Raw genomic sequence first — 14,497 nt, forward strand, 5'->3', positions numbered from 1 at the left:
CTCAACCGGCAGCGTCCTTCCCCCGGCCCAGCAGCCAATCCCGGTGCTCCGCCATCTGTTCCCGGAGCGCCTGGACCACGGCGGCCACGGCCGGGCGCCGCATCGAATCGGGCCGGAGCACCATCCAGTACGGCAGCAGTTCGGCGATTTCGGCGGGCAGAAGGCGCACCAGGTCCTCGTGGAGATCGCCCATGAAGCAGGGCAGGAAACCGATCCCGGCTCCCGCGCGGGTTGCCTCCACGTGGACAAAGACATTGGTGGACGTCAGGCCGTCGCGCATGGCGGGCACCAGCCGGCGCGGCGCGTCCAGATCGTCCACCTGCAGCATCGAGTCCACGAAATAGACCAGCGGGTGTTCGTTGAGTTCGGCCACGCTGGCCGGGGTTCCGTGCTCATTGAGGTAGGCGCGGGAGGCATACATCCCCAGCATGTAGTCGCCCAGCCGCACAGCCTCCGCCCGGTGCACCTGCGGTTCGCCCACCACCACTTCGATGTCCAGCCCGGAGCGCTGCTGCAGCGCCCGCCGGGTCATGGTCACCACCTCCACGCTCAGGCCGGGGTGTTCTCGCCGCAGCCGGGCCACGGCCGGCGCCGCAATGTAGGCGCTGAACCCGTCCGTCGCCGTCATGCGGACGACGCCGGTGATCGGGTCGGGCGCCTGCCCTGCCGCTCCCAGCGTGCCCACCACCGCCTCCACCTGTTGGGCCACCTGCACGGCCCGGGCGCCGAGGTCGGTCAGCTCCCAGCCGCCGGTGGCGCGGGCCAGGACCCTGCCGCCGAGCGCCTTCTCCAGTGCGGCTATCCGCCGTGAGACGGTGGTGTGGTTGAGGCCCAGGGCCTGTGCCGCCGTCGTGAATTTTGCGGATCGGGACACCGCGAGGAGGACCAGCAAGTCATCGGGGTTGGCTTTCATATCTGCAATTCTGCACACACTCGGTGCTTGATTGGTCATTGAAGCTCCGTGCCTGTGCAGTAATACTCAGTGAAGCCATTAGTGCTGGAGATCACAGCACGTGTCATCGTGGACACTAAGGAGAGACCCCATGAGCGTTGAACAACGCCCGGCGGACAACACTGCCGGACCTGCGTCCAAAGGATCCGGATTGAAGAAGATCGTGGCCGCCTCCATGGTGGGCACGGTAGTGGAGTGGTACGAATTCTTCCTCTACGCCACCGCCGCCACCCTGGTGTTCGGCAAGTACTTCTTCCCGGCCACGGGGAACGAACTGGACGGCATCATCCAGGCCTTCCTCACCTACGCCGTCGGCTTCGTTGCACGCCCGCTCGGCGGCATCGTGTTCGGGCAGATCGGCGACAAGCTGGGCCGCAAGCCCACGCTGCAGCTCACCATCGTGATTGTGGGCGTGGCAACGTTCCTGATGGGCTGCCTGCCGGGCTTCGCCGAGATCGGTTACCTGGCGCCGGCCCTGCTGGTGGCACTGCGTTTCATCCAGGGCTTCGCGCTGGGCGGTGAATGGGGCGGCGCCGTGCTTCTCGTTGCCGAGCACAGCCCCAACAAGTCACGCGCCTTCTGGTCCAGCTGGCCCCAGGCCGCCGTGCCGGTGGGCAACCTCCTGGCGACGCTCGTGCTGTTCATCATGTCCACCACCCTCAGCAGCGAGGCGTTCCTCGGCTGGGGCTGGCGCGTGGCGTTCTGGCTCTCCGCCGTGATCGTGTTCGTCGGCTACTACATCCGCACCCACGTCACCGAAGCCCCCATTTTCCTGGAGGCCAAGGCCCTGGTGGAGAAGGAGCAGGCCGTCAGCTACGGCGTCTTCGAAGTGGTCCGCAAGTACCCCAAGGGCATCTTCCAGGCCATGGGCCTGCGCTTCGCCGAAAACATCATGTACTACCTGGTGGTCAGCTTCGCGATCGTCTACCTCAAGACCGTCCACAAGTACGACACGTCCTCGCTCCTGCTGGCCCTGCTGATCGCCCACGTCATCCATTTCCTGGTCATTCCGCAGGTGGGGCGCCTGGCGGACAAATTCGGACGCAAGCCCGTGTACCTGTTCGGTGCCATCTCCGGCGCGGCCTGGCCGTTCTTCGCCTTCCCGATGTTCGACACCCGCAGCCCGGTGGTCATCGTGGCAGCCGTGACCCTCGGACTGTGCCTCCACGCGTTTATGTACGCAGGCCAGCCCGCCATTATGGCCGAACTGTTCCCCACCCGCATGCGCTACTCAGGCGTATCGCTCGGCTCGCAGGTGACCTCCATCTTCGCCGGCTCGCTCGCGCCGCTGCTGGCCACCCAGTGGCTGAAGGACACGGGCTCGTGGCTGCCCACTGCGATTTACCTGGTAGTGGCGTGCGCCATCACCGCGGCAGCCGTGCTGAGCCTGCGGGAGACCAAGGGCATTGCCCTGGAGGAAGTGGACAAGGCCGACGCCGCCCGCGAAGGCCTGCTGCCCGCCAGGACACGCTGAGCTGCTGGAGCGGCTGGACAGTCTGTTGGACGAGTACAAGGAATCTGCGATGGAACACACTTTGAATGGCCGGAAGACCCTGGTCACCGGGGGAGCCAGCGGAATCGGTGCCGCGTGCGTCAGGGAGCTGGCAGCGCGGGGAGCGAAAGTGGTGGTGGCCGACGTCGACTCCGCCGGCGCCGCCGCGCTCGCGGACGAGGTGGGCGGCACCTCCTGGGCCGTTGACCTGCTGGACGTGGACGCGCTCGCCACCCTGAGCCTGGACTGCGACATCCTGGTGAACAATGCCGGGATCCAGCGCATCAGCCCCATCGAGGAGTTTGATCCCGTGCAGTTCCGCCGGATCATTGCCCTGATGCTGGAGGCGCCGTTCCTGCTGATCCGGGCCGCGCTGCCGCACATGTACACCAATGGGTTTGGCCGCATCATCAACCTGTCCTCCGTGCACGGGATCCGGGCTTCGCCGTTCAAAAGCGCGTACGTTTCCGCCAAACACGGCCTGGAAGGGTTGAGCAAGGTGACGGCACTCGAAGGCGGCGACCACGGCGTCACGTCCAACTGCATCAACCCTGGCTACGTCCGGACGGCACTGGTGGAGAAGCAGATCGCGGACCAGGCCCAGGTGCACGGCATCCCCGAATCCGAGGTGCTGGCCAAGGTGATGCTCACGGAGTCCGCCATCAAGCGCCTGGTGGAGCCTGAGGAGGTTGCCTCCCTGGCGGCCTGGCTGGCCTCCGACCACGCCGGCATGGTCACCGGCGCCAGCTACACGATGGATGGCGGCTGGTCTGCGCGGTAAGAACCTTAGTCCAGCTGCCTCAGCTGCCGGTGGTCGTAGAACACCACTCCGTGGGCGGTTTTCACGCCCACGGAGTTTCGTTGCTGGACCACTACTATTCCCTCGCACCGGCCATTAAACGGATCGTCCCCCACTACTGCGTCCCCGATCTTGTACGGGGACGCAGGGGTGAAGGTGGCCCTTGCCCGGTTCCAGGCTCTGGCTGCAACAGTGGCAAGGCTGATGGGCTGGCCCATGCTGGCCTGGTCGGGGACAAAAGTCTTAACCATGCGTACCAACTCCTTGCGGGCGGCAGCGCAGCCACCCACTGGCGGTGCAGGTTAACCGGAACGCTCCCAGCAGAGGGCGGCCCTCCCACTCCGGTTGGCACCTTACTTCAAAGCTAGGCGCTATTCACATCAGTCACACCAGTAACATGTACTCGCTTTTCTCAAGCGGTCATACTCGCCTGTTCCGGCATACTCGCCAGCTCAGGTGATCCGCGCCGGGTCAGCGCTGCCCGTTGACGATCTCTTCCGCGTTCTCGAAGGCCCAGGCGACCAGCGGAACCAGCAGGGCGCTCAGTTCATAGCCGCGCTCCGTGAGGCTGTAATCCACCCGGGGCGGGATCACCGGCTGGGCTTTCCGGCTGATCAAACCGTCACGCTCAAGGGTCTTGAGGGTCTGGGCCAGCATCTTTTCGCTGACGCCCTCGGCCCGCCGTCGCAGTTCACTCCACCGCTGCTCACCTTCGGACAACGCGAGCAGGATCAGCACGCCCCATTTGCTCGTGATGTGGTCCAGCACTGTCCGGCTGAGGCACCCTGCCGGGAAAACGCCGTCGGCAAGCGCGACGGGAAGGGGTGCGGCAAGCGCTGGGGCACCATTACTTACTTCCATGCCAGTACCTTACCTCAAAGTGCGTACTCTCTTTGGGGAAGTATCCGGAAGGAATCATGGTTGTGCCCCATGGACCAATCCCCAACGGAAGGAAAATCATGAGCATCGTTGTTACTGGCGCAACCGGCCAGCTGGGCCGTCACGTAGTCGAGGCACTGCTGGAGCGCAATGTTCCCGCGCAGGAGATCGTGGCCGCGGGGCGCTCCGTTGAAAAGCTCGCAGACTTTGCGGAGCGCGGCGTGCAGGTCAGGGCCATGGATTACGCTGATCCCGCCTCGGTTGCCGCAGCCCTAAGGGGTGCTGCCAAAGTCCTCCTCATTTCCGGCAGCGAGGTGGGCCAGCGGGTGGAGCAGCACCGCACCGTCATCGAGGCCGCAAAGGTGGCGGGCGTTGAACTGCTCGCCTACACCAGCATCGCCAACGCAGACACCACCGGCATGAAGCTGGCAGCCGAGCACCAGGCCACGGAGACCATCCTGCGGGAATCCGGCATTCCGTTCGTCCTCCTGCGCAACGGCTGGTACCTGGAGAACTACACGGACCAGCTGCCCGGCACGCTTGCCCAAGGTGCCATCGCAGGAAGCGCCGGGGACGGCCGGGTCAGCGCGGCATCCCGGGCCGACTACGCCCACGCGGCTGCCGCTGTCCTGGTTGCCGACGGCCAGGCCGGCAAGATCTACGAGTTGGGCGGCGACGAGCCGTTCACTATGGCAGAGCTTGCAGCCGAGATCAGCGCCGCCGCAGGAAAGCACATCTCGTACCAGGACCTCCCGGTACAGGAATACGCCGGACTGCTGACCGGCTTTGGAGTTCCGGAGGCGTTCGCAGAAATCCTCGCCGATTCCGATTCCGGCATTGCCCGCGGTGACCTCCTGGTCAGCACCGGGGACCTGCGCAAGCTGATCGGACGCCCGGCTACTTCCCTCCGTGACGCTGTGCGCGCCGCCGCTGCTTCTGCCTGACCTGGGACCTGGCTGCCCGGCCTTGCCCGCCTGGCAGCCAGGACTTGGTCCCTGGCAGGGCCAGGGTGCCGCCAAGGCAAATCATCAACGCCCGGAGCGGTGACCCTGACGGAAGCAGCCCCGGCTGACGAGGCTTACTCCACTGAAGTGACCACCGGCAGCGGTGACGTTTCGTCCACCAGCTCGGCCCGCCGTCGTCCGTCACCCTTGATCCACAAACGGTACGCAAGGATGAGGAAGGCCAGCCACGCGCCGCCCACATAGAGGGCTATCCGGGTGTCTTCGAAGGCGCCGAGGACGGCGATCACCAGCGCCATGAAGGCGATGGTCAGGACGGAGGCGGCCGGCCACCAGGGCGAAGGGAATTCCGACGCCGGCAGTCCACTGCGCGCGATTTCCCGCTTCATGGCCACGTGGGAGGCAAGGATCATCACCCAGACCCAGACGGTGGCGAATGTTGCGATGGATGCGATGAGGATAAAGACGTCCTCGGGGATGACGGCGTTCAGGACCACACCCACCAGGAGGATCCCGGCCATCATCACTACCGTCATCCACGGCACCCCGTGCCGGGACACCTTGCCGAAGGCGGCCGGGGCATGGCCTTGGCGGGAGAGTCCGAAGAGGATGCGTCCGGCGCCGAAGATGTCGCTGTTGATGGCGGAGAGTGCCGCGGTGATCACCACGGCGTTCAGGATGTGCGGGGCCGCAGGGATGCCCAGCCCGCTGAAGATCTGCACGAAGGGGCTGCCGTTGCTGCCGATCTCATTCCACGGGAAGAGGCTCATGAGCACGCCCAGGGTGAGGACGTAGAACAGCAGGACGCGCACGGGGACGGTGTTGACTGCCTTGGGGATGACCTTCTTGGGGTCTGCGGCCTCGCCGGCGGTGATGCCGAGGGTCTCGATCCCGCCGAAGGCGAACATCACCACGGCGAAGGAGGCCAGCAGCCCTTCGAAGCCGAACGGGAGGAATCCGCCGTGCTCCACGAGATTGCCCAGGCCTGGCGTGACAGTTGTACCGGCAGCCTGGAAGCCGAACACGATAATGGCAGCGCCGCCGGCGATCATGGCGATGATGGCCGCCACCTTGATGAGGGAGAACCAGAACTCGAGTTCGCCGAAGACCTTGACGCTCAGCAGGTTCAGGGCGGCCAGGAAGAAGATGATCGCCAGGATCCAGACCCAGCGCTCCACCTGCGGGAACCAGAAACCCATGTAGATGCTGAACGCCGTCACATCCGCGATCGCGACGATGGCCATTTCGAACACGTAGGTCCAGCCGGTCACGAACCCTGCCAGCGGGCCGAGGTAGCGGCTGGCGTACTGGCCGAAGGAGCCGGACACCGGGTGCCGGACGGCCATTTCACCGAGCGCGCGCATCACCATAAATACTGCCGCGCCGCCGATGATGTAGGCCAGCAGTACGGCCGGGCCGGCCTTTTGCATTGCGGAGGCTGAACCATAGAACAGGCCCGTGCCGATCGCAGAACCCAAGGCCATGAACCTGATGTGGCGCACGTTCAGCCCCCGGTTCAGGACGCTTCCGACGGCGGCAGCAGGGTTCTGCTTTCCGGCGGCACTTTCGTTCCTGGTTGGGTTTGGTGCTGGTTGCATACAAATACCTTCTCGTCTTTGGGAGGGGAGCCGCTTACCAGCAGAGCACCTCCGCGGGCGACGTGATGAGCCTCACGGGGGCTTGGTGTCTTTGATCTCAGACGAAGCGCTGATTCGCAGGCTTTTCGGGTTCAAGGGCGCACAACCCTTGACTCGACTCCTGCATTTCCTTGGTTTGAGGGGCGGCCTTGAACTGGGCGGATGAACTGCTTGAGGTTTGTGCCGAGTACCAGCAGCCCGAAGGAGATCGGTGATGAAGGCAATCGTGCAGGACGTGTATGGATCAGCAGACGTGCTCGAGTTGCGGGACATCGCCCGGCCGGTGCCCCGCGAGGGTGAGGTACTCATCCGCGTGAGGGCCGCCGGTATCGACCAGGGCGTGTGGCACCTGATGACCGGGTTGCCGTATTTGGTCCGGCTCTTCGGCTACGGCCTGAAGAAGCCCAAGGTTCCCGTCCGTGGACGGGAAGTGGCGGGCGTTGTGGAGGCCGTGGGCGGCGGAGTGACCCGCTTCGCTGCTGGTGACGAGGTCTACGGAACCTGCGACGGGTCCTTCGCCGAATACGTCTGCGCGAAGGAGGACAAGGTGGCACGGAAGCCCGCCAGCCTCTCGTTCGAGGAAGCGGCCGCGGCACCCATTTCCGCCGTCACCGCACTTCAGGCTGTCCGGGATGCCGGCGAGATTACCGTGGGCCAGAAGGTGCTCATCATCGGAGCGGGTGGGGGAGTTGGCTCCTTCGCAGTCCAACTGGCCAAGGCTTTTGGAGCGGAGGTCACAGGAGTCTGCAGTACCGGCAAGGTTGAGCTTGTCCGGTCCCTCGGGGCGGATGCCGTCATCGACTACACAAAGTCCGATATCGCCGCGGCCGGAATGCTGTACGACGTCATCCTGGACATGGCCGGCAACCGTAGGCTGTCCGTCCTGCGTGCCGCTCTGGCGCCGAAGGGCAGGTTGGTGATTGTCGGCGGTGAAGGGGGCGGCAAGCTGACCGGCGGCTTTGAGCGGTCCCTTCGAGCGCCGTTTGCTTCACTGTTCTCCGGGCAGAAACTCAAAGGGCTTGTGGCGAAGGAAACGCACCTGGATCTTGAAGCCCTCGCATCGCTGATCGACGCCGGCAGCGTGAAGCCAGCCGTCGACAAGGTCTTCCCTCTCGCCGAAGCGCCGGCCGCCATCCAGTACCTCCGCGAGGGGCGGGCACGCGGCAAGGTAGTGGTCAGGGTCTGAGCGGGCCACGGCACTAATGTCCGAGGCAAGCCGCACCTGGGGTGTGGAGTTTGCCCATGAATGGCGGCGTTCTGTGATCGCTTTGTGTCGCATGGCCGGGCCGAGGGTCTGCTTGGCGTGATGGTCAACTGGCCCTCGATTTGGCCTGACCGATGATTTTTCCGCGCTGTGCCGGTCTGTACAACGGATACTGACTCACGGGAAACTGACGCCATGCGCAAACTGACCTTCGGCATGAACGTGAGCCTGGACGGCTATATCGCGGCGCCGGGCGACGACCTCGGCTGGAGCGTGCCGAGCGACGAGCTGTTCCAATGGTGGTCCGACCGGGTGGCGGTGACGGGCCTGGCGCTGTACGGGCGCAAACTGTGGGAGACGATGAGCTCCCATTGGCCGACCGCCGACCAGCAGCCTGGCGCCACACCGGCGCAGATCGAGTTCGCCCGCCGCTGGCGGGACATGCCGAAAATGGTGTTCTCGTCGAAGACCAGGACGGTCGACTGGAACACCCGCCTGGTCACCGGCGACGCGGTCACCGAGATCACCCGGCTCAAGGCCGACGACGGCGGCTCCATGGACATCGCCGGTGCCACACTCGCCGCGGCGGCCATGCGGGCCGGGCTGATCGACGAGTACGCGATCGTCACCCATCCGGTGCTGGTGGGGGGCGGCACGCCGTTCTTCACAGCCCTGGACAACTGGGTGAACCTGAGCCTGGTGGAGGCCCGGACGTTTCCCGACGGCGTTCTCTTGACCAGGTACGAGACCAGGCGCTGAGTGCCCGACGCCGGATCAGCGCGGGCTTCTGGCCACCCAAGGATCTCGTGGCGCTGTGTTCCGAGGCGATCATGACATTCCTGCCGAATCCCGCTCTTCACGCAGACGATCCGTCGGGATAGGGACCCAGGCGAGGAACCCTCCACGTGATAGCCTTCGCAGTTCGGACTGGGAATCTTGCCTGTGCGCGGTTTGGTCGCAAGGGGGGGCACCAATCCCTGCAGGCCATGGCTCATTCGGTAGCCCGCTCCCTATACTGACGCTGTGGGAATGTCGCTGCTTTTCGGTGTTGTGGCTTCCAGCGCCCTCGTGGTGGGCGCGCTCATCGGTGTGCGTTTCGAACTGCCAAAGCGGGTGCTGGCGATCCTCCTGTCCTTCGCCGCAGGCGCGCTGATCACGGCCCTGACCTTCGAACTCTTTGAGGACGCCTACCAACGCGGCGGAATCATCCGCGCGGCCGGCGGACTTATCGCCGGCGCGGTAGTTTTCACCGTGCTGAGCGCACTGCTCGACCGCTGGGCGCAGCCGACTTCCAAGCCCGCCCCCGCAGACGAGTACCGGGGCAGCGCCAAACTGGACACCGATGCGGCCGCCACAGAGCATGCACCTGCCGCTACCTCCACGCGAGGCGCCGCAGGGATGGCGCTTCTGGCGGCCGTTACCCTCGACGGCGTCCCGGAGAACATTGCGCTGGGCGTTTCCCTGGGGGAGGGGACCGGCGGGCTTGCCCTGCTGGCGGCAATCTTTGTGTCCAACCTGCCCGAGGCGCTGGTGGGAGCGTCCTCCATGCGGAGCCAAGGCAAATCTGCCGGAGCGATCATCGGACTCTGGCTTGTCTGCGCCGTCCTGCTGGCGATCGCCGTCGTCGTCGGCGCAGGGCCACTGTCGGGCAGCGACCCCGAAACAATCTCCTTGCCACTGGCCTTCGCCGCCGGTGCGGTGATTGCCTCGCTCGCGGACACCCTGATGCCCGAGGCGTACGAACACGGCGGACCCGCCGTCGCCCTTAGTACCGCCGCCGGCTTTGTGCTTTCGTTCGTACTGTCCTTGGCCTGAGCAGGGGAAGAACCGGTCGCTGCGGGAGGGTCACTGCCGTGCCGACAATCTGGCTGCCTGCTGCAGGTGGCAGCGCCCGCCTGGGTCTGGTATTTCAGACAGCACGAGTATTTACGTGCGAATCAGGAAGCCAATAAGGGGGCATGCTTAAGTACGAGATCCCGGATAGCGCCGTGGTGTTCCCGCGAAATACGAAGGAGGGTCCGGTGTTAGCTACGGAACCAGCGCCGCAGGCAGTCAACGCATCAAAAGCGGCCTCAAAGGCGGCATCGAAGGTCCCCGCTGCCGAAAACACGCTTCGCATCCTCAAGCTGCTGGCTTCCCGGCGGGGGCCGATGGCGGCATCGCAAATTGCCTCTTCCCTGGGCCTGCCCCGGTCGAGCGTCTATCACCTGCTGGGAGTGATGGAGGCGAACGGTTTCGTGCTCCACCTGCACGAGGAGCAGCGGTACGGACTCGGGATCAGTGCCTTCGAGCTGAGTTCCGCCTACTCGCGGCAGGAACCGCTCTCCCGGCTCGGCCGGCCCTTGCTCGCGAGCCTCGTCGATGCCCTCGGTGAGAGTGCGCACCTGGCAGTACTGCACGGACGCGACGTGCTGTACATCGTGGAGGAGCGGGCCAAGAACCGCCCGTCCCTGGTGACCGACGTCGGCGTGCGGCTCCCCAGCCACCTCACTGCCAGCGGACGCGCCATCCTGGCCGCGCTGCCCAAGTCCCAGGTGCGCGCCCTGTATCCGAATGCCGCCGCCTTCACGGCCCGGCACGAGGTGGAAGGCGCCATCATGAAGTACTCGGCTCTGTCGTCCCATCTGGACCAGGTCAGGCAGCGCGGCTACGCCACGGAACATGGCGAGGTCACCCCTGGCTTCGGTTCCATCGCCGCCGCTGTAACGGACCACCTTGGATGGCCGACGGCGGCAGTCGCCGTCACCTTCCTCGAGGACAAGCTGCCCGTGCAGGAATGGCCGGTGCTGGCCGGCCGGGTCCAAAAGGCCGCCGACGAACTCTCCATCCGGCTCCACGGCCGCCCCGCAAAGTAGCCAGGCACAAGGTAGCCGCCCCGCCCCAGCCGTTGCGCTATCACTTAGGGTCCCCATCCGGGCGGTGGCCTTTTGGCAACCAAAACTGATAGCGGAACGAGATGGCGGCAGCGTCTGGAATGCCGGACAGTACCGGCCTGAAACCCCTGTAAAGCCCCTTCCGCAAGGGCTTTAGTTGATACAGATCTTCTTCCACAACACAGACTCACGATGAAAAGGAGCCATCATGGCACCCGCCGATTTCACCACCGGTGCCCGCCCGGTCAAAGCTGCCCGCGGCACCAAGCTCACGGCAAAGTCCTGGCAGACCGAAGCTCCGCTGCGGATGCTGATGAACAACCTGGACCCCGAGGTGGCCGAGCGCCCGGATGATCTGGTGGTCTACGGCGGGACCGGACGCGCTGTCCGGTCCTGGGCTGCGTTCGACGCCATTACCCGCACCCTGGAAACCATGGAAAAGGACGAGACCCTCCTGGTCCAGTCGGGGAAGCCGGTGGGTGTATTCCGCACCAATGAATGGGCCCCGCGCGTGCTTCTGGCCAACTCCAACCTGGTGGGCGACTGGGCCAACTGGCCCGAGTTCCGCCGGCTCGAAGCCGAAGGCCTGATGATGTACGGCCAGATGACCGCCGGGTCCTGGATATACATCGGCACCCAGGGCATCCTGCAGGGCACCTTCGAGACCTTCGCCGCCATCGCCCGGAAGCTGACCGGCGACGAAGATGGCACCCTTGCCGGCACCCTCACCCTGACCGGCGGTTGCGGCGGCATGGGCGGCGCCCAGCCGCTGGCAGTTACCCTGAACGAGGGCGCCTGCCTGATCGTCGACGTCGATGAGACCCGCCTGCGCCGGCGCACCGGCAAGCGCTACCTCGACGAAGTGGAAACAGATCTCGACGCCGCCATCGCCAAGGTGCTCAAGGCCAAGGAAGAGCGCCGCGGCTGGTCCGTGGGCTACGTGGGCAACGCTGCCGAGGTGTTCCCCGAAATCCTGCGCCGCCACAAGGCCGGCGAACTCACGGTGGACATCGTCACCGACCAGACCAGCGCGCACGATCCGCTGTCCTACCTGCCCGAGGGAATCTCCGTCAAGGAATGGCACCGCGAAGCTGAGGCCGATCCCGAAGGGTTCACTAAAAAGGCCCAGGCTTCGATGGCACGGCACGTCCAGGCCATGGTGGAATTCCAGGACGCCGGCGCCGAGGTGTTTGACTACGGCAACTCCATCCGCGACGAAGCACGCAAGGGCGGCTACACCCGGGCCTTTGAATTCCCCGGCTTCGTTCCGGCCTACATCCGGCCCCTGTTCTGCGAGGGCCTGGGCCCCTTCCGCTGGGTGGCCCTCTCGGGCGATCCCGACGACATCGCCGTCACGGACAAAGCCATCAAGGAGCTCTTTCCCGACAACAAGCACCTGCACCGCTGGATCGACGCTGCCGGTGAACGTGTGGAGTTCGAAGGCCTGCCGGCCCGGATCTGCTGGCTCGGGTACGGCGAACGCGCCAAGGCCGGGCTGCTGTTCAACCAGCTCGTCAAGGAAGGCAAGGTCAAGGCGCCCATCGTCATCGGCCGCGACCACCTCGACTCCGGATCTGTTGCCTCCCCTTACCGTGAGACCGAAGCCATGGCCGACGGCTCCGACGCCATCGCCGACTGGCCGCTGCTGAACGCCCTGCTCAACACCGCCTCCGGGGCCACGTGGGTATCGCTGCACCACGGCGGGGGCGTTGGCATCGGCCGCTCCATCCACGCCGGACAGGTCTCCGTCGCGGACGGAACCGACCTCGCCGCGCAGAAGCTCGAACGCCTCCTCACCAACGACCCCGGCATGGGCGTCATCCGCCACGCCGACGCCGGCTACGAGCGCGCCCTCGACGTCGCCAAGGAACGCGGCGTCCGCATCCCCATGAACGAGAACCGCTGACCCTCGGTGATCGAGCCTGTCGAGATCCCAGAGGTTTCGACGGCCTCAACCACCGGTTCACTTAAGGAACTTCAATGACCGCAATCACCCACGAACCGCTGACCATCACGCTCGGCTCCTCCGGCGTGACGCCGGAGGATGTCGTCGCCGTTGCACGCCACAACGCCAAGGTGGCACTCTCAGAGGAAGCGCTGGAAACGGTCGCCAACGTCCGTGCGCACATCGACGACCTGGCCGCGAGCGACGTGCCCGCCTACGGTATCTCCACCGGCTTCGGTGCCCTGGCCAACCGCCACATCCCCAACGAACTGCGCACCCAGCTCCAGAAGAGCCTGATCCGCAGCCACGCCGCCGGCATGGGCCCGGCCGTGGAACGCGAAGTGGTGCGCGGCATCATGTTCCTGCGCGCCAAGACCCTCGCCTCCGGCCGCACCGGCGTCCGCCCCGTCGTCCTGCAGACCATGGTGGATGTCCTCAACGCCGGCATCACGCCGGTGGTCCGCGAATTCGGTTCCCTGGGCTGCTCCGGGGACCTCGCTCCGCTGTCCCACTGCGCCCTGGTCCTGATGGGTGAAGGCCAGGCGGAAGGCCCCGACGGGCTCTACGGCGTACCCGGCCGGCCCGCCGTCGCCGCACTTCTCGCCGAGCACGGCATCGAACCGGTCACGCTCGCCGAAAAGGAGGGCCTGGCACTGGTCAATGGCACTGAGGGCATGCTGGGCATGCTCCTGATGGCCATCGCCGACCTTCGCCAGCTGCTGACGACGGCGGACATCACCGCGGCGCTGAGCGTCGAGGCCCTGCTGGGAACCGATCAGGTGTTCCAGCCCGAGCTGCACGCCGCGCTGCGTCCCCACCCTGGGCAGGCGGCAAGCGCCGACAATATGCTGCGCATGCTGTCGGATTCGCCCATCGTGGCTTCCCACAAGGTGGGGGACTCACGGGTGCAGGACGCTTACTCGCTCCGCTGTGCCCCGCAGGTGGCCGGCGCCGTCAGGGACACACTGGACCATGCTGCCCTTGTAGCGTCGCGCGAACTGGCCGCGGCCATCGACAACCCGGTGGTTCTGCCGGACGGGCGGGTGAGCTCGAACGGCAACTTCCACGGTGCCCCCGTGGCATATGTCCTGGATTTCCTGGCCATCGCCGTCGCGGACCTGAGCTCGATAGCCGAGCGGCGCACGGACAGGATGCTGGACCCGGCCCGCTCCCATGGCCTTCCTGCTTTCCTCGCCGCTGACCCGGGAGTGGATTCCGGCCTGATGATCGCCCAGTACACCCAGGCAGGTCTTGTGTCCGACAACAAGCGGCTGGCTGTTCCCGCGTCTGTCGACTCCATCCCCAGCTCCGCCATGCAGGAAGACCACGTCTCCATGGGCTGGCATGCCGCGCGCAAGCTGCGCAAAGCTGTGGAGAACCTGCGCCGCGTCCTGGCTATCGAGCTGGTGACCTCCGCCCGCGCCCTGGACATCCGCACCCAGCTCTCCGGCGGAGTGCTGACCCCGGGGCCGGCAGGTACCGCCGTCGTCGCTGCACTCCGCGCCGTGGTGGACGGGCCGGGAACGGACCGCTTCCTCTCGCCCGAATTGGAAGCGGCGGACCGGCTTGTCGCGGCAGGTACGGTACGCCGGGCTGCCGAATCTGCCGTCGGCGTACTCGCGTAAAGAAGAAGAATGTTCGGAAGGAAAGCGCTAACCGTCCGCCTGGTGAAATTTCCATCGACAAGTCCCTCGGGCGGGCGGGGAGTGTAGTAGAACTGAAGGTGTAGTAAAAGTCACATCAAAGAGGCTGTG

Annotated in this window: 13 protein-coding genes; 9 read left to right on the forward strand and 4 right to left on the reverse strand. The window is 65.7% G+C overall.

Annotation, left to right across the window (positions count from 1 at the left end; translation table 11 throughout):
* Position 1: 1 nt before the first annotated feature.
* On the reverse strand, positions 2-913 hold the full coding sequence (locus tag FBY31_RS16215; RefSeq protein ID WP_142043226.1) for a LysR family transcriptional regulator: 912 nt from the start codon (positions 911-913) through the stop codon (positions 2-4).
* Between the two features lie 130 nt (positions 914-1,043).
* Here FBY31_RS16215 and FBY31_RS16220 point away from each other — a divergent pair, with 130 nt between their 5' ends.
* Together FBY31_RS16220 and FBY31_RS16225 are read left to right on the forward strand one after the other, a co-directional pair.
* Positions 1,044-2,426, forward strand: a complete 1,383-nt coding sequence (locus FBY31_RS16220) for an MFS transporter (protein ID WP_142043228.1) — start codon at positions 1,044-1,046, stop codon at positions 2,424-2,426.
* 49 nt (positions 2,427-2,475) lie between these two features.
* Positions 2,476-3,225: a 3-hydroxybutyrate dehydrogenase gene (locus FBY31_RS16225; protein ID WP_142043230.1), complete on the forward strand. Its 750-nt coding sequence runs from the start codon at positions 2,476-2,478 to the stop codon at positions 3,223-3,225.
* A gap of 5 nt (positions 3,226-3,230) precedes the next feature.
* Here the strand turns inward: FBY31_RS16225 and FBY31_RS16230 are convergent, their stop codons facing one another.
* On the reverse strand, positions 3,231-3,494 hold the full coding sequence (locus FBY31_RS16230) for a hypothetical protein (RefSeq protein WP_142043232.1): 264 nt from the start codon (positions 3,492-3,494) through the stop codon (positions 3,231-3,233).
* 220 nt (positions 3,495-3,714) lie between these two features.
* A complete protein-coding gene (locus FBY31_RS16235; RefSeq protein WP_142043234.1) occupies positions 3,715-4,104 on the reverse strand; it encodes a winged helix-turn-helix transcriptional regulator in 390 nt (129 codons plus the stop codon).
* A gap of 98 nt (positions 4,105-4,202) precedes the next feature.
* Between FBY31_RS16235 and FBY31_RS16240 the strand changes: the two genes are divergently transcribed.
* Positions 4,203-5,066, forward strand: a complete 864-nt coding sequence (locus FBY31_RS16240; RefSeq protein WP_142043236.1) for an SDR family oxidoreductase — start codon at positions 4,203-4,205, stop codon at positions 5,064-5,066.
* 134 nt (positions 5,067-5,200) lie between these two features.
* Here FBY31_RS16240 and FBY31_RS16245 read toward each other — a convergent pair whose 3' ends face one another.
* Positions 5,201-6,682, reverse strand: coding sequence for an amino acid permease (locus FBY31_RS16245; protein ID WP_200833384.1), 1,482 nt, complete (start codon positions 6,680-6,682; stop codon positions 5,201-5,203).
* Between the two features lie 253 nt (positions 6,683-6,935).
* On the opposite strand from FBY31_RS16245, the gene FBY31_RS16250 reads away from it, so the two are divergent.
* The 6 genes from FBY31_RS16250 to hutH all read left to right on the forward strand — a co-directional run bounded on the left by FBY31_RS16250 (position 6,936) and on the right by hutH (position 14,368).
* Positions 6,936-7,907 (forward strand): NAD(P)-dependent alcohol dehydrogenase, encoded by a 972-nt coding sequence (locus tag FBY31_RS16250; protein WP_142043238.1) that lies wholly within the window; start codon positions 6,936-6,938, stop codon positions 7,905-7,907.
* A 213-nt stretch (positions 7,908-8,120) separates the two neighbouring features.
* Positions 8,121-8,684, forward strand: a complete 564-nt coding sequence (locus tag FBY31_RS16255) for a dihydrofolate reductase family protein (RefSeq protein ID WP_142043240.1) — start codon at positions 8,121-8,123, stop codon at positions 8,682-8,684.
* Between the two features lie 264 nt (positions 8,685-8,948).
* Positions 8,949-9,740: a ZIP family metal transporter gene (locus FBY31_RS16260; RefSeq protein ID WP_142043242.1), complete on the forward strand. Its 792-nt coding sequence runs from the start codon at positions 8,949-8,951 to the stop codon at positions 9,738-9,740.
* 176 nt (positions 9,741-9,916) lie between these two features.
* A complete protein-coding gene (locus FBY31_RS16265; protein ID WP_442858215.1) occupies positions 9,917-10,780 on the forward strand; it encodes an IclR family transcriptional regulator in 864 nt (287 codons plus the stop codon).
* Positions 10,781-11,006: 226 nt separating this feature from the next.
* Positions 11,007-12,704, forward strand: coding sequence for a urocanate hydratase (locus tag FBY31_RS16270; RefSeq protein WP_142043246.1), 1,698 nt, complete (start codon positions 11,007-11,009; stop codon positions 12,702-12,704).
* Between the two features lie 74 nt (positions 12,705-12,778).
* On the forward strand, positions 12,779-14,368 hold the full coding sequence (gene hutH, locus FBY31_RS16275; RefSeq protein ID WP_142043248.1) for a histidine ammonia-lyase: 1,590 nt from the start codon (positions 12,779-12,781) through the stop codon (positions 14,366-14,368).
* Positions 14,369-14,497: the final 129 nt, after the last annotated feature.

Origin of the sequence: Arthrobacter sp. SLBN-100 (assembly GCF_006715305.1) — a bacterium.
Lineage (GTDB): Bacteria > Actinomycetota > Actinomycetes > Actinomycetales > Micrococcaceae > Arthrobacter.